The following is a 16,473-nucleotide window of genomic DNA, read 5'->3' on the forward strand; positions in this document are numbered from 1 at the left end:
CGACACCGCGTCATGTTCCGACACTGTCACGGCGCCGAGGCCCGCAGCCGGGTTATCCACAGGGGCCGGGAACCACGCGGGGACTAATCCGTGGACTCGCCGGGCCCGGTGTCACCGCGCCTGAAGTCGCGCTCCAGATCGGCGATCGCGCTGTCGATGTCGCTGGTGTCGCCGCCGATCATCCGGTCGATGAAGGCGGCCGGCTCATCGAGATCGGACGCGCTCGGCAACAGGTCGGGGTGCTGCCAGACGCCGTCGCGGGCATCGGCGCCGACGGCTTCGGTGAGCCTGACCCACAGGTCGGCGGCCTCGCGCATCTTGCGCGGCCGCAGTTCCAGACCGACCAGGGTCGCGAACGTCTGCTCGGCGGGGCCGCCGGTGGCGCGGCGGCGGCGCAGCATCTCGCTGAGCGCCGAGGTGCCGGGGATGCGGTCGCCGAGCGCGTCGGTGACCACGGTCTGGACCCAGCCCTCGATCAGCGCGAGCATCGTCTCCAGCCGCTCCAGCGCCGCCGTCTGCTCCGGGGTGGCCTTCGGCTCGAAGATGCCCTGGTTGAGCAACTGCTCCATCTCCGACGGGTCGGTCAACGACGCCGGGTTGAAGCCGCGCGCGAACTCCTCGATGCCGCTCATGTCGATCTTGGTGCCCTTGGCGAACGCCTCCACGGCGTTGAGCAGCTGGCTCGACAGCCACGGCACGTGGCTGAACAGACGGTGGTGGGCCGCCTCGCGGGCGGCGAGGAACGTGACGATCTCACTGCGCGGCTGCTCCAGACCTTCGGCCAGAGATTCGACGGCCTCGGGCATCAGTGCCGCAACACCTTTGGGGCCCAACGGAAGTCCGATGTCGGTGGAGGTGAGCACCTCTTTGGACAGCGTGCCGAGCGCCTGGCCCAGCTGCGAGCCGAACGCCATGCCGCCCATCTGCGACATCATCGCCAACAGCGGGCCGGCCATCGCCTGCGCCTCCTGGGGCAGTGCCTGTGCCCACACCGTCGAGATCTGCTCGGCCACCGGGTCGCACAACCGCTTCCAGGTGCCCATCGTGTTGTCGATCCAGTCGGTCGGCGTCCACGCCGCCGTCCTGGTCGTGCCCGCGGGGATCGGGGTCACACCGTCGAGCCAGGTCTCGGCCAACCGCACCGCATCGGCGATGGCGCTGGTGGTCTGTTCGGGTATCGGCGCGACGAAGCCGATCGAGCTCGCCGCGAGCTGGCGGGCGAGGTCGTAGTTGACCGGTCCGCCGGACTTCCCGCCGGACATCGAGGTGCCCGCGCCGCTGAACATCTCGCCGAGCTTGGAGAAGATCTGCCCGAGCTGCGACATGTCGAATTCACCGCCCGCGCCGGGCATGCCGAGCCCGAACGGGTCCGCACCCGAGCCGGGTCCGGATCCGGAGTTGTCCTTGTTGCGCTTGTCGCGGTCGGGGTCGTCCCCGGCAGAGAAGCCGAAAGGCAGGTCAGCCATGCCCACAACGGTACTCACCATGGCCGCGTCGTGTGCCGACGCGGTCACGCTGAGAGTGAACCGGGGCGTCCCGCCGGCCCGTCCCGGGCGGTCTTCACGGCTTCCCCGCAGAACCGACCTTTACTGTGGGCGGCGTGAACAGGCGGATTTCGACCCTGGTCGTCGCGCTGGCGCCGATCCTGATCTTCGGGATCTTGCTGTCCGCGGTGACCGTCCCCTATGTGGCCCTCGGACCCGGACCGACGTTCGACACCCTGGGCGAGGTCGACGGCAAGGAGGTCGTCGACATCGAGGGCGCCGACGTCCACACGACATCAGGGCACCTCAACATGACCACGGTGTCGCAGCGTGACGGCCTCACGCTCGGTCAGGCGCTGATCTTCTGGGCCTCGGGACGCGACCAGTTGCTGCCGCGCGATCTCGTGTATCCGCCGGACAAGACCCGCGAGGAGATCGACGAGGCCAACAGCCAGGACTTCCGTCAGTCCGAGGACAGTGCGGAGTACGCCGCGCTGCACCACCTGAAGTACCCGATGGCCGTCACCGTCGAGAGCATCGACGAGGAAGGCCCCTCCAAGGGCAAGCTCCAGGGGGGCGACGCGATCGACGGTGTGAACGGCAAGCCCGTCGCGACCCTCGACCAGTTCCAGGAACTGCTCAAGGCTTACAAGCCGGGAGACACGATCGCCGTCGACTACCGCCGCAAGAACGCGCCGATGGGCACCGCCGAGATCACGCTCGGCAAGCATCCGGACCGCGATCAGGGCATTCTCGGGGTCAACGTGCTGGATGCGCCGTGGGCGCCGTTCACGATCGACTTCAACCTCGCCAACATCGGGGGACCGTCGGCGGGGCTGATGTTCAGTCTGGCCGTGGTCGACAAACTCACCACCGGCGACGTCACCGGCGGCAAGTTCGTCGCCGGCAGCGGCACCATCTCCGGCGACGGGAAAGTGGGCTCCATCGGCGGCATCACCCACAAGGTGACCGCGGCGCAGGAGGCCGGTGCCACCGTGTTCCTGGTGCCCGCCGACAACTGCGCCGAGGCCAGGACCGCCGACGCAGACGGGATCGAACTGCTCAAGGTCGAGACCCTCGAGCAGGCCGTCGACGGTTTGCGGACGCTTTCCGCTGGTGGTGAACCTCCACGCTGCTGACTCGCCGCCTCAGATCAGATGCGTAAAGTGAGGGCGGAATCCGTCCTTCCTGTGCATGTGCTGGGAATTTCCGAGAGTGGAGTAGTCGAGTGGGTATGCGGCCCGCGGCAAGAATGCCGAGCCTGACGCAACGAAGCCGGTTTCTGATCGCGGTCTCCGCGGTCCTCGTTCTGCTCCTGCTGCTGGGGCCGCGCTTCATCGACACCTATGTCGACTGGCTGTGGTTCGGCGAGCTGGGGTACCGGTCGGTCTTCACCACCCAGATCATCACGCGGCTCGTCATCTTCTTCGTGGTCGCGATCCTCGTCGGCGCCGTCGTGTTCGCCGGGCTCGCACTGGCCTACCGCACCCGGCCGGTCTTCGTGCCGACCGCAGGCCCCAACGACCCGATCGCGCGGTACCGCACCGCGGTGATGGCCCGGCTGCGCCTGATCGGCATCGGCGTGCCGCTGGCCATCGGTGTGCTCGCGGGTTTCGTCGGACAGAGCTACTGGCAGCGGGTGCAGTTGTTCCTGCACGGCGGTGACTTCGGAGTCTCCGACCCCCAATTCGGCATCGATCTCGGCTTCTACGCGTTCGACCTGCCGTTCTACCGCTTGGTGCTGACGTACCTGTTCGTCGGGGTCTTCCTGGCGTTCCTGGCGAACCTGCTGGGCCACTACCTGTTCGGCGGCATCCGACTGGCCGGTCGCAGCGGGGCGCTGAGCCGCGCGGCCCGCATCCAGCTGATCACCCTCGTCGGGTTGCTGATGCTGCTCAAGGCGGTCGCGTACTGGTTCGACCGCTATGAGCTGCTCAGCCACACCCGTGGCGGCAAGCCGTTCACCGGCGCGGGCTACACCGACATCAACGCGGTGCTGCCCGCGAAACTGATCCTGATGGCGATCGCCGTCATCTGTGCGGTCGCGGTGTTCTCCGCGATCTTCCTGCGCGACTTGCGTATTCCGGCCATCGGCGTGGTGCTGCTGTTGCTGTCGTCGCTGGTGGTGGGCGCCGGCTGGCCGCTGGTGGTCGAGCAGATCAGCGTGCGTCCCAACGCCGCGCAGAAGGAAAGCGAATACATCAGCCGAAGTATCACCGCGACACGGCAGGCCTACGGACTGACCGAGGAGTCGGTCACCTACCGCGACTACCCGGGTAACGCCTCCGCGACGGCGCAGCAGGTCGCCGCCGACCGCGCCACCACGTCGAACATCCGGGTGCTCGACCCCAACATCGTCGCCCCGGCCTTCACCCAGTTCCAGCAGGGCAAGAACTTCTACTTCTTCCCCGACCAGCTGAACATGGACCGCTACCGCGACGACTCCGGCAATCTGCGCGATTACGTGGTCGCGGCCCGTGAGCTCAACCCGGACCGGCTGATCGACAACCAGCGCGACTGGATCAACCGGCACACCGTGTTCACCCACGGCAACGGGTTCATCGCGTCGCCGGCGAACACCGTGCGCGGGATCGCCAACGACCCGAACCAGAACGGCGGGTACCCCGAGTTCCTCGCCAGCGTGGTCGGCGCGAACGGCGAGGTGTCCTCACCCGGTCCCGCTCCGCTGGCGCAGCCGCGCATCTACTTCGGTCCGGTCATCGCGAGTGCGGCCGACGACTACGCGATCGTCGGCGAGAGCGGCACCCCCCGCGAGTACGACTACGAAACCAACACCGACACCCGCAACTACACCTACACCGGTAGCGGTGGTGTCCCGATCGGCAACTGGCTGACCCGCAGCGTGTTCGCCGCGAAGTACGCCGAGCGGAACTTCCTGTTCTCCAACGTCATCAACGAGAACAGCAAGATCCTGTTCAACCGCGACCCGGCCGACCGTGTCGAGGCGGTGGCCCCGTGGCTGACGACCGACACAACGGTCTATCCGGCGATCGTCAACGAGCGCATCGTCTGGATCGTCGACGGCTACACCACGCTGGACAACTACCCGTATTCGGAGTTGTCGACGTTGTCGTCGGTCACCACCGACTCCAACGAGGTGGCGCAGAACCGGTTGCAGCTCGACAAGCAGGTGTCCTACATCCGCAACTCGGTCAAGGCCACCGTCGACGCCTATGACGGCACCGTGACGCTGTACGCACAGGACGAGCAGGACCCGGTGCTGCAGGCGTGGATGAAGGTGTTCCCGGACAGCGTCAAACCCAAGAGCGACATCTCCCCGGAACTTCAGGAGCATCTGCGCTACCCCGAGGATCTGTTCAAGGTGCAGCGAGCGCTGCTGGCCAAGTACCACGTCGACGATCCGGTCACGTTCTTCTCGACGTCGGACTTCTGGGACGTGCCCCTGGATCCCAACCCGACGGCGAGCAGCTATCAGCCGCCGTACTACATCGTCGCCAAAGACCTTGCGGAGAACAACGGTTCGGCGTCGTTCCAGCTGACGAGCGCGATGAACCGGTTCCGGCGTGACTTCCTGGCGGCCTACATCAGCGCGAGCTCGGACCCCGAGACCTACGGCCGGCTCACGGTTCTGACCGTTCCGGGTCAGGTCAACGGTCCGAAGCTGGCGTTCAACGCGATCAGCACCGACACCGCCATCTCGACCGAGCTGGGTCAGATCGGCCGCGACGGCCAGAACCGGATCCGTTGGGGCAACCTGCTGACGTTGCCGATGGGCGACGGCGGATTGCTCTACGTCGCACCGATCTACGCGTCCCCGGGCAACACCGATGCCGCGTCGACCTATCCGCGACTCATCCGCGTGGCGATGATGTACAACGACCAGATCGGCTACGGGCCGACGGTGCGCGACGCGCTGACCGACCTGTTCGGTCCCGGCGCCGATGCGACCGCAACCGGGCCGGCGGCCACCGAACCGCCTGCCGGGCAGGCGCCGCAGGCGCAGGGCAACAACACCGCGCCGCCGGCTGCGCAACCACCGAACCGGCAGGGGCAGGCGCCGGCAGGGCGGCCGGAGGTCCCGGTTGCGGTGCCGCCGACTGGTCCCACGCAGCTCTCTGCCGCGAAATCGGCTGCGCTGCAAGATGTCAACGCCGCCCTGGATGCGCTTCGCGGCGCCCAGGAGAGCGGTGACTTCGCGCAGTACGGAGAGGCTCTTCAACGCCTCGACGACGCGGTGAACAAGTACCAAGAAACCGACTGACCCACCCCCGCCGGTGCGCTATCGGTTGCTCGGGCCACTCCAGGTGGTCCACGGGGAGGCAGCGGTCGATATCGGCCCGCGCAAGCAGCGGTCCGTACTGGCGGCGTTGCTGCTGGCGCAGGGGCGGGTGGTCTCGACGGACCGGCTGGTCGACGTCGTATGGGGAGACGACGTTCCCGCCAGCGCGACGGCGAGCCTGCAGGTGTACATCTCGAACCTGCGCCGCGCGCTGCGTAGCGGTGCCGGTGACCGGACGGTGTCGTCGGTCGCGCAGCCGATCGTGCGGCAGCCCCCCGGCTACTTCCTGGACGCCGGACCCGACGAGTCGGACATCGCGGTGTTCACCGCGGCGTGCGCGCGGGCAGCGGCGGCGATCGACGGCGAACGCTGGGACGAGGCGCTCGCCGAAGCCGACACGGCGCTGAGCCTGGTGCGCGGTGAGTTGCTGGAGGACATCGGCGACGCCGACTGGATCCGTGAGGATGCGGCCAGGTTCGCCGAGATGCGCACCGAATGCCTTGCCGGCAAGGTGATGTCGCTGTTGGCGCTGGGCAAGATACCGGCAGCACTGACCGCGGCATCCCAGTTGGGTGCGCTCGACCCGCTGGCCGATCGGGGGTGCCGGCTGCAGATGCTCGCGCTGTACCGGGCGGGACGCACGGCCGACGCGCTGGAGGTCTACACCCGGTATGCGCGCCGCCTCGACGCCGAGCTGGGTCTCGAACCCGGGCCCGAGCTGCGTGATCTGCAGACCGCGGTGCTGCGGCAGGCGCCCGAGCTGTCCGGCTGGCCGCGTTCGCCGGGGTGGACCGGGGCTGCGGCCGTCACCGCGACCGAGGCGGTCCCGGTGCGGCTCGACACCGTCGAGTCGGCGTCGCACCGGGCACCACTGGTGGGTCGGCGACGCGAGTTGGCCGCCGCGGCAGACGTTCTGGATCGCGTGACCGCGGGCGCGGCGCGCTGGCTGGTGCTCTCGGGTCCGCCCGGGATCGGCAAGACCCGGCTCGCCGAGGAGATCGCCGGGCTCGTCGCCGCCGGCGACGGTGACGTGGTGTGGGTGAACTGCCCCGACGAGCGCGGCACACCGCCGTGGTGGCCGATGCGCCAGCTCGTCCGCGCGCTGGGGGCCGACGCCGACGAGGTTCTCGAGATCCCGCCGCACGCCGATCCGGACACCGCGAGATTTCTCGTCTACGAACGCATTCAGAGACTCCTGGAGTCGGCGCCACGCCTGCTCGCGGTCGTGGTGGACGACGTGCAGTGGGCGGACACCACCTCGGCGGCGTGCCTGGCCTACATCGCGGGGACGCTGCGTGACCGCCCCGTTCTGGTGGTCGTCACGGTGCGCGACGGTGAGCACCCGGCCGAGGTCTCCCGGCTGCTCAGTACCGTCGCGCGCGGCGAGGCGAACCGGCTCATCGAGGTCCCGGCGCTGTCGTCGGAGGACGTCGCGACGCTGGCGAACGAGGTCGCCGAGGAAGTGGTGACCGCCGCCGAGGCCGCCGAGCTCGCCGACCGTACCGGCGGCAACCCGTTCTTCGTCTCCGAATACGCCCGTCTTCCCCGAGAAGAGCGGGCGGGCAACGAGATTCCGCGGGCGGTGCGGTCTGTGCTGGATCGGCGGCTCGCCGCACTCGACCCCGCGGTGATGCAGGTGCTGCGCGCCGCGGCGGTGATCGCCGACGTGCTGGACTCCGTGACGGTCCCACTGCTGGCCCGGACGACGGCACTGGACCTCGACACCCTCGCCGACTATCTCGACGAGGCGGCCGACGAGCGCATCATCGTCAACTCCCATACCGGCGACGGCTACGTGTTCGCCCACGGCCTGCTGCGCGAACAGCTGCTGACCGGGATGCCGGCGTTGCGCCGGCAGCGGGTGCACGCCAAGGTCGCCGACGTGCTGGCCGACAGCGCCCTGCCCGACGCTCCGACGTGGCGTGCGCAGCACCTCGTCGCGGCGCAGCCTCTCGTGGAGCCGACGGTGGTGGTGCCGGCGTGCCGGTTGGCCGCCGAACAGGCGACGCAGCAATGGAGTTCGGATATCGCCGCGGGCTGGTGGCAGGCCGCACTGGACGCCTACGACCGGCTCCCGGCCTCCGAGCGCGACGACGCCGACCGCGACGCGCTGACCGTCGAGCTGTTGGAAGCGCACTCCCGGGCCGGCCGGGGGCAGCTCGTCCTCGACAGCGTCACACGGTACCTGGGGGAGGCGCTGCGCACCGGCCGCGCGGCCAGCGCGGGGCGGGTGGCCAGCGCGCTGCTGCGGGCCAGCGGGGGATGGCCGTGGCTCGCGCCCGGAAACGACCCGGGAGAGCTGCTGACCCTGTTGTCGCGGGCGGCGACCCTGTCGGAGGGGGAACCCGCGTCGGCGGCGCGGGTCCTGCCGGCGCTGGCCGTCGGGCACTGCTACCACCCCGACCCGACGATCGCCCCCGAACTGCTCGACCGCGCCGAGCGGCTGGCCGAAGCCACCGGGGATCCGGATGTGATCGCCGACGTCCTGATCGGCCGGCTCATCACCTTCTCCGGGGTGGCGACGCTGAGTGCGCAGTCACTGGAGTGGGTGCAGCGCTTGAACGCTCTGCGCCACAGCAGATCTCGTGAGGACGCGGTGATCGCCCATTCGGTGGCCACGATGGCCGCGATGAACCTCGGCGACGTCGACGGCGCCCGGCGGCACGTGCAGGCCGGTATCGCGGGCAGCGAGGAACTGCAACTGCCGGTGCTGCGGGCGCAGCTGCGCTGGATGGAGGCGGTGCTGGCGGTGTGGCACGGTGATTTCGCCGAGGCCGGACGTCACCACGCGATCGCGGCGCACGTGCACGAGCAGACCGAGTTGTACGAAGCGGGCAGCGGGCTGCTCGCTCGCGCGACCCTGCTGCGCGAGCGCGGCGGTCCGGTCGATCCCAGCTGGACGGACCTGAACGCGCAGCAGGCCGGCGGTCTCGGCATGGTCGGTGTGGTGCGGACCGGGGTGCTGACGTTGCTGAGCGGCCCGAAGGCCCGAGCCGAAGCCCTGGCCACCTTGCGGCATTGGGCGCAACACACCGACCGGGCCCACATCTGGACGACGCTGGGTCACCACACGCTGCTCGCACATCTCGCCGTCGACCACGACCTGCCCGATTTCGCCGAACCGCTTCTGGCGCAGCTGGATCCGTATCGGGACCGGATCGCCGTGATCGGTCAGGTCGGGATGGCCGGACCGGTCGCGCTGGCCACGGCACGGTTGCACGCGCTACGCGGCGACAAGGTGGCCGCCCTCACTGATCTGGCGGTGGCGCGCACTATCGCCGAGCGCAGCGCCGGGGTGCCCACGCTGTTGCGGTGCCGGCTGCTGGAGTGCGAGCTGGCCGAGGAGTCGCCCGGGCGTTCGGCTGCGGCCTCGGCCCTGGCGGCCGAGGCCGCCGACCTGGGCATGGCCGCGGTCGTGGAGGCGGCCTCACGTCTGGTGTGACCCCCCTTGCCCCGCGAGCGCGCGTGTCTGCCCGCCGACACTCCGTGTCGGGGCGTGCAAGACCGCGCGCTCGGCGGGCCGTTCGTCCTTGCCCTGAGGTCGGCGGGGGAGGACGATGAGGACGTCCGGCGGCGCCGCTGGGACGCTGCCACGTCCTACGGAGGCAGACATGTATGCGCGTAGTTCAACTGTCCACGCGCGGTCCTCGGCCGTCGACGCGGGGATCACCTACATCCACGACACGGTGTGGCCGGGGCTGACCGAGCTCGACGGCTACGTCGGTCTCTCGCTGCTGGTCGATCGCCAGACCGGGCGCTGCATCGTGACGACGGCATGGGATTCCGAAGAGGCGATGCACGCCAGCCGGCGGACCGCCGACACCTACCGCGACCACGCCGCCGAGATCCTCGGGGGCAGTCCCACCGTCGACGAGTGGGAGATCGCCGCACTGCACCGCGACCACCGCTCCTCGCCGGGCGCCTGCGTGCGGGTGACCTGGGCCCGCGTTGCCCACGAGAACGTCGAACGGGCCGTCGACGGCTTCCGGCTCGCGACCATCCCGGCGCTGGAGGAGCTGGACGGCTTCTGCAGCGCCAGTCTGATGGTGGATCGCGATTCGGGATTCGGGGTCGCGTCGGTGACCTTCGACAGCGCGGAGGCGCTGCGGCGCAACCGGCAGGCGATGGAGGAGCTGCGGTCGGCCACGATCCGCGACGCCGGCGCCGAGATCCTCGACGAGTGCGACTGCGACCTGGTGCTGGCCCACCTGCGGGTCCCCGAGATGGCCTGACGGGCCCGCGCAGCACCGGGCCCAGCAGCACCGCGAGCGCGCGAGTCTGCACGCCGACACTCCGTGTCAGGGCGTGCAAGACCGCGCGCTCGCCCCACTCGAGCGCGCGCAAAGTTCCAGGTCACGCGGTAGGTTTCCGCTTGGATTTTTCTTGGTGCCCGCGGCCAAGCCCTCGCCAAGGCGACTCGGCGATGCTCGTCGGCAGCACAAGACATCCGAGAAAAGGATTCCGATGACCGTACCGACCGACCTGAGGCGCGACGAGGCGCTGCGCAGTCTGCGCGACCAGGTCGCCACCCCTGTGGCCCTGCCCGGCGAGCCCGGCTATGAGCGTTGCAGGCCGTGGAATGTGGTCGCACCCGTCGAACCCGCTGCCGTCGTGCTCGCGACGTCCCCCGAGGATGTGGCCGGCACCGTGCGCTTCGCTGCGGCCCACGGGTTCAGGGTCACCGTCCAGGCCACCGGGCACGGCGCCGTCGGGGTGGGTCCGGACACGATCCTGATCCAGACGTCGGCGATGAGGCACGTCTCGGTGGACGTGGTGAACGGAACGGCACGGGTGGGCGCGGGCGCACGGTGGCAGGACGTGCTCGACGTCGCGACCCCGCACGGTCTTGCGCCGCTGTGCGGTTCGGCGCCGGGCGTCGGCGTCATCGGCTACCTGACCGGTGGGGGTATCGGCCCGCTCGTCCGCACCTACGGGCTGTCGTCGGACCATGTGCGCTCCTTCGACGTGGTGACCGGCGGAGGACGGCTGTTGCGTGCCGCGCCCGACGAGAACGCCGACCTGTTCTGGGGGCTGCGCGGTGGGAAGGCCACCCTCGGCATCGTCACCTCCGCCGAGATCGACCTGCTGCCGGTTCCCGAGTTCTACGGCGGTGCAGTATATTTCGCTGCCGATGACGTCGCGGATGTGCTGCGCGCGTGGGCCGCGTGGTGCGTGGATCTGCCCGAGACGATCAACACGTCGATCGCGATCCAGCAGCTCCCGCCGCTTCCGGAGGTCCCCGAGCCGCTGGCCGGCCGGATGACGGTGGCGGTGCGCTATGCCGCGGTCGGCGACGTCGACGAGGCCGAGCAGGCGCTCGCACCGATGCGCGCGGTCGCAACACCCGTGCTCGACACCGTCGGTGTGCTCCCGTATGCCGCGATCGGGGCCGTGCATGCCGATCCGGTCGACCCGATGCCGATCAACGAGGATCAGGCCCTGCTGCGCGAGCTGCCACCGGAGGCCGTGGAGGCTCTGCTGGCCGCCGCGGGTCCCGAGTCGGGGTCGCCGCAGGCCATCGTCGAACTGCGCCACCTCGGGGGCGCGCTGGCGCGCGAGGCGACGCACCGCAGCGCGTTCTGTCACCGCAACGCGGCGTTCTCGCTGGCGGTCATCGGGGTGCCGGCACCCGAGATCGCCGACATGGTGATCGCCCACGCCGGCGCGGTGACGGGGGCCGTGGCGCCGTGGTCGACCGGCGGGCAGATGCCGAACTTCGCGCCGTCCTATGACCCGGCCCGCCCGTCGCGGGTCTACACCGACGACACGTTGCACTGGCTGGCCGGTCTCGCCGATCGCTACGATCCGGCGCGCACGCTGGCGACGGGTCAGGTCATCCGAACCGTCGTGTAGCGGCCGTCCGGTAACCGACCCGGAGGGCTCGCTACTATTTTTCTCCCGGCATCTGCAGATCGTCTTGTCGAAGGGGAGAGCACATGGCACCGCACGTTGAGCAGCTCGAATTCCAGGCGGAGGCACGGCAACTGCTGGATCTGATGATCCACTCCGTTTACAGCAACAAGGACTCGTTCCTGCGCGAGCTCATCTCGAACGCCTCCGACGCGCTGGACAAGCTTCGGCTCGAGGCGTTCCGGAACAAGGACCTCGACGTCGACACCTCCGATCTGCACATCGAGATCGTCGTCGACAAGGAGGCCCGCACGCTGACGGTGCGCGACAACGGCATCGGCATGTCACGCGACGAGGTCGTCCGCCTGATCGGAACGCTCGCGAAATCGGGGACGGCCGAGCTTCGTCAGCAGTTGCGGGAGGCGAAGGACGCGAACGCCAACGAGGAACTCATCGGCCAGTTCGGCATCGGCTTCTACGCGAGCTTCATGGTGGCCGACCGTGTCGAGCTGCTCACCCGCAAGGCGGGCGAAAGCGAGGCCACCCGATGGGAGTCCACCGGTGAGGGCAGCTACACCATCGAGACGGTCGATCAGGCGGGAGGTGAAGTGCCGCAGGGCACTTCGGTGACGCTGCACCTCAAACCGGAGGACCGTGAGGACGAGCTGCACGACTACACCTCGGAGTGGAAGATCCGGGAGCTGGTCAAGCAGTACTCGGACTTCATCGCGTGGCCCGTCCGGATGGATGTCGAGCGTCGCACCCCGGCGTCCGAGGAGGGCGGCGAGGAGACGGTCACCGTCGAGACCCAGACCTTGAACTCGATGAAGGCGCTGTGGGCCAGGCCCCGCGACGAGGTCTCCGATGAGGAGTACACCGAGTTCTACAAGCACGTGGCGCACGCATGGGACGAGCCCCTGGAAACCATCGCCATGAGGGCCGAGGGCACGTTCGAATACCAGGCGCTGCTGTTCATCCCGTCGCATGCGCCGTTCGACCTGTTCCAGCAGAACGCCACGGTCGGGGTGCAGCTCTACGTCAAACGGGTCTTCATCATGGGTGACTGCGACCAGTTGATGCCGCCCTATCTTCGCTTCGTCAAGGGCGTCGTCGACGCACAGGACATGTCGCTCAACGTCTCTCGCGAGATCCTTCAGCAGGACCGCCAGATCCGGGCGATCCGGCGCAGGCTCACCAAGAAGGTGCTTTCGACCATCGCGGAGATGCAGGCTGAGCGGCCAGAGAAGTACCGCACGTTCTGGACGCAGTTCGGCAGAGTCCTCAAGGAGGGCCTGTTGAGCGACACCGACAATCAGGACACGCTGCTGCGTGTGAGCTCGTTCGCCTCGACGCGCAGCGACGACGAACCGACCACGCTGGCCGAATATGTCGAACGGATGCCGGAGGGGCAGACCCAGATCTTCTACGCCGCAGGCGAATCGCGGCAGCAGCTTCTGAATTCGCCGCATCTGGAGGCGTTCAAGGCCAAGGGCTACGAGGTGCTGCTGCTGACCGATCCGGTCGACGAGGTCTGGGTGGAGTCGATCCACGAGTTCGACGGCAAGCCGTTGCAGTCGGTGGCCAAGGGTGAGGTGGACCTCGACTCCGAGGCGGACAAGGAAGCCCAGGAGACCGAACGCCAGGAGCGCGAGAAGGAGTTCGCCGACGTGATCGCGTGGCTCACGGAGGTGCTGGGTGACCACGTCAAGGAGGTGCGCCTGTCGACCCGGCTGACGGATTCGCCGGCGTGCCTGATCACCGACACCTTCGGGATCACCCCGGCGCTGGCGCGCATGTACCGGGCGTCAGGTCAGCCGGTGCCGGTCGAGAAGCGGATTCTGGAGCTGAACCCGACCCATCCGCTCGTCGTCGGTCTCAGGGAAGCGCACAAGAGCCGGGGTGCCGACGACGAGCTGGCCGGTACCGCTGAATTGCTCTACGGGACCGCGCTTCTCGCCGAGGGCGGTGCGCTGGAGGATCCGGCGCGCTTCGCCGGACTGCTCGCTGACCGGCTGACGCGCATGGTGGGGGATCAGTCCTAGTCGCAGGAGACGCGTTTTCGCGGGGGAGAATCCCGGTCCAAGCCCTCTGAACAGGCGATTTGGAGCCGAGCGGCCGTCCCGGTAACCTAGCTTTCACCCGTCGCGGGGTGGAGCAGCTCGGTAGCTCGCTGGGCTCATAACCCAGAGGTCGCAGGTTCGAATCCTGTCCCCGCTACTAAATGGAACGGCCCTCGGAGGAAACTCCGGGGGCCGTTTTCATGGGCGGTGACGGCGTTGATCCCTCTCAGATCCGAGTACGACACGACGCGGCTCAGTGGCCGCGCAGGCGTTCTCGCCGGCGGTTCCTCACGGGGCCGGATGGTCGTCGACGTGGGACTTTCGCAGACGTACGGATCGTTCAGAACTGGTACTGGGAGATGGTGTTGGCGTCGGCTTCCAGCGCGGCATTTCCGACGAAGACGTTGTCGTAGCCGTCGAGTTTGGTCAGCGAGTCGTAGCCGGGGACATTCAGGTCGGTGCCTGTCTCGATCTTCTCGCCCTGCACAAGCATCAGCGCGATCTGCAGCTGCGCTTCCGCGGCCATCGCCGGATCCCAGAAGAAGATCTTGTCGATCGAGCCATCGGCGAAGAACGTCGACGCCACGGAAGGAACCGCCGTGCCCATCACACATGTCCGGTCCTGCAAGCCCGCGTCCCGGACGGCCCGGGCGATTCCCGGCACATCGGTACTGGCCGCGCCCTGGAAGCCCTTGAGGTTCGGGTACTTCACCAGCAGCTCGGTGGCCCTCGCGTAGGCGGTCGGCTCGTCGTTGGCGGTTTCGACCGGTCCCTCGATGCGGGTCATACCGGGGAACTCGGCCAGCTGCATGTCATGTGCGGCGTCCACCCACTGCATGTGTGTCGTCATGGCCACGCTACCGACGAACTGGACGTACTCGCCTTGCCCTTCCATGCACTGGGCGAGGCTCTGCATGGTCTGCCTGCCGAAGGCGGCGTTGTCGAAGGCCTCGATGTCGATGTCGGCGTTCCGAATTCCGGTGGCCTCGTGCGAGACGACGGTAATGCCTTGGGCGCGAGCCTGGCCGAGAACATCCTCCAGCGCATCTACCGAGTTGGGCACCACGGTGATGGCGGTGGGGCGGCGAGGGATCAGGTCCGCGATGAGCTGAACCTGCTTCTGCGCGCTGGTGTCGTCTGCGCCCACCTGGCTCGCGTGGACGCCGGTGCGACTCGCAAAGTTCTCGACGCCCACCGCCATTCGGTTGAACCAGGGGATGCCTTCGACCTTGACGACGTTGACCATCGTCACGTCGCCGGCATCCGGGGAGGCGTTGGCGGCGCCCGCGGACGCGGCGACCAGCGACATGGTCACGCCCACCGCACCGAGAAGGGCAGTTCGACTGCGGCGCATTCACTTCTCCATTCGTGGACCCGGCAGGGTTGAGTACCAGACTGGCCTACTTAGGTGCTGGGCAGAGGAGGATTGCCGTCTTCCGTTGTGATGGAACCCAATCCGTCGGCGAGTCTGACTGTGGGTGGCTACGCGGCTGCCCGTTCCGACGCGTCGTCGTCGGAATCCCCGTCGTCGTCGGAGGACTTGGCCGAGCCGTTCGCCGGTGCTGCGTCATCGGCCTCGGCGTCGGGGTGGTTCCCGACGGCATGGTCGGATGCGCCGGTGTCCTCCTCGACTGTGTCTACGTCGATGGTGTCTACGTCGACGGTGTCCTCGAGGACGACGTCGGAGGCCGTCGCCTCGTCGTCGTCAGTACTGCCGGTGACCTCGTCACCCGACGGCGGTGTGGAGCCCGCGGGTGCAACGCCCGAACCGTTGCGTGTCTCGGCCTCGGCGACCGCCACGGACTGCGGTTCGGCTTCGTCGTCGTCCTGGGGAGCGGCGGTCACGACAGCACGGTGCAGCTCGGTGACGTCCAGACTGTCCTCGGTCACGGATGGGCGGAACTCGTCGACGATGTCGCGCACGGTGTCGGGGATGAACCGGACCACCGCCCGGGTCACCTCGATCAGGCCGTCGCGCACCGCATTCACCAGCGTCTCGAAGTCGCCCGACGAGAACGCCGTGCCGACGTTGTAGAGCGCGGTCTGCGGCGCGACCACCAGGTCCCGGACGTTGACGAGCAGCTTGGTGGCCAGCGACGGGTCGGCTGAGACGGCTTGTCCCGCCCAGCTCACCAGTGTCCAGCCCTCCTCGGGGCTGCCTTCCACCACCACCGACTCGACGTTGTCCAACTGATGCCTGAGCATCAACAGAAGGTCGGGGTTGTCGACGTTCATCATCACCCAGAACATGATCGTGGCGCCGTGCGCAAAGGCCACTGCGTTCTCGTCGCCGTTGTCGGCGATCTCCGCGATCGCACCATCGACTCTGGCGTCGAACGCGTTTCCGTCCTCCCCGCCGGGCACGGGCACGAACCGGGCGCCCAGCATCCAGGTGACCGGTGCCAGGGCATAGCCCAGCCGGCCCAGGCCCTCGTTCTCGGACGATCCCTCGAAGATGCCCGCCGAGATCTCCCGAAGGCCGGGCAGGACCTGATAGCTCGACCCGGGCAGCAGATCGAGCATCGGCTGTGCCGTCAGCTGGGTCCGCAGCATCGACGACACATAGATGCCGTCGAAACCCATGCCGGCGAGCACAGGTGCGATCGCCCGCGCCTGAAGCTCACCTGCCTCACTCAGCCCGGGGCCGGGCACTCGGGTGTCGATGATGCCGGCCTCGTTGGCCAGAGATTCCGCGTGACGCACGAACGTCAACGTCATCGCCCACGACGGAATCGCCGACACCAGGACGAGGAGCACCGCCGACAGCGCCGCGATCAGAATTCGTCGAACTCGACACGTCCGTGGATCTGGCATCACC

Annotated in this window: 9 protein-coding genes and 1 tRNA gene; 7 read left to right on the top strand and 3 right to left on the bottom strand. The window is 68.5% G+C overall.

Annotation, left to right across the window (positions count from 1 at the left end):
- Positions 1 to 83: 83 nt before the first annotated feature.
- On the bottom strand, positions 84 to 1,466 hold the full coding sequence (locus DYE23_RS07795) for a zinc-dependent metalloprotease (RefSeq protein WP_115328898.1): 1,383 nt from the start codon (positions 1,464 to 1,466) through the stop codon (positions 84 to 86).
- A 134-nt stretch (positions 1,467 to 1,600) separates the two neighbouring features.
- Here DYE23_RS07795 and DYE23_RS07800 point away from each other — a divergent pair, with 134 nt between their 5' ends.
- The 7 genes from DYE23_RS07800 to DYE23_RS07830 all read left to right on the top strand — a co-directional run bounded on the left by DYE23_RS07800 (position 1,601) and on the right by DYE23_RS07830 (position 13,812).
- A complete protein-coding gene (locus DYE23_RS07800) occupies positions 1,601 to 2,623 on the top strand; it encodes a YlbL family protein (protein WP_013472440.1) in 1,023 nt (340 codons plus the stop codon).
- Positions 2,624 to 2,712: 89 nt separating this feature from the next.
- The gene (locus DYE23_RS07805) at positions 2,713 to 5,727 is read left to right on the top strand and encodes a UPF0182 family protein (RefSeq protein ID WP_115326932.1); all 3,015 of its coding nucleotides are present in this window, start codon (positions 2,713 to 2,715) and stop codon (positions 5,725 to 5,727) included.
- A 13-nt stretch (positions 5,728 to 5,740) separates the two neighbouring features.
- The gene (locus tag DYE23_RS07810; RefSeq protein WP_115326933.1) at positions 5,741 to 9,187 is read left to right on the top strand and encodes an ATP-binding protein; all 3,447 of its coding nucleotides are present in this window, start codon (positions 5,741 to 5,743) and stop codon (positions 9,185 to 9,187) included.
- Positions 9,188 to 9,356: 169 nt separating this feature from the next.
- Complete coding sequence (locus tag DYE23_RS07815; protein WP_013472437.1) at positions 9,357 to 9,977, top strand: hypothetical protein; 621 nt, start codon at positions 9,357 to 9,359, stop codon at positions 9,975 to 9,977.
- A 232-nt stretch (positions 9,978 to 10,209) separates the two neighbouring features.
- Positions 10,210 to 11,598: an FAD-binding oxidoreductase gene (locus tag DYE23_RS07820; protein ID WP_011895487.1), complete on the top strand. Its 1,389-nt coding sequence runs from the start codon at positions 10,210 to 10,212 to the stop codon at positions 11,596 to 11,598.
- 83 nt (positions 11,599 to 11,681) lie between these two features.
- A complete protein-coding gene (htpG, locus tag DYE23_RS07825; RefSeq protein WP_013472435.1) occupies positions 11,682 to 13,637 on the top strand; it encodes a molecular chaperone HtpG in 1,956 nt (651 codons plus the stop codon).
- A gap of 101 nt (positions 13,638 to 13,738) precedes the next feature.
- Positions 13,739 to 13,812: transfer RNA gene (locus DYE23_RS07830), tRNA-Met, on the top strand.
- A 183-nt stretch (positions 13,813 to 13,995) separates the two neighbouring features.
- On the opposite strand, the gene DYE23_RS07835 is transcribed toward DYE23_RS07830, so the two are convergent.
- Positions 13,996 to 15,009: a substrate-binding domain-containing protein gene (locus DYE23_RS07835; RefSeq protein ID WP_013472434.1), complete on the bottom strand. Its 1,014-nt coding sequence runs from the start codon at positions 15,007 to 15,009 to the stop codon at positions 13,996 to 13,998.
- A 128-nt stretch (positions 15,010 to 15,137) separates the two neighbouring features.
- Positions 15,138 to 16,469: a histidine phosphatase family protein gene (locus DYE23_RS07840; protein ID WP_011895419.1), complete on the bottom strand. Its 1,332-nt coding sequence runs from the start codon at positions 16,467 to 16,469 to the stop codon at positions 15,138 to 15,140.
- Positions 16,470 to 16,473: the final 4 nt, after the last annotated feature.

Source organism: Mycolicibacterium gilvum (assembly GCF_900454025.1).
Classification (GTDB): domain Bacteria; phylum Actinomycetota; class Actinomycetes; order Mycobacteriales; family Mycobacteriaceae; genus Mycobacterium; species Mycobacterium gilvum.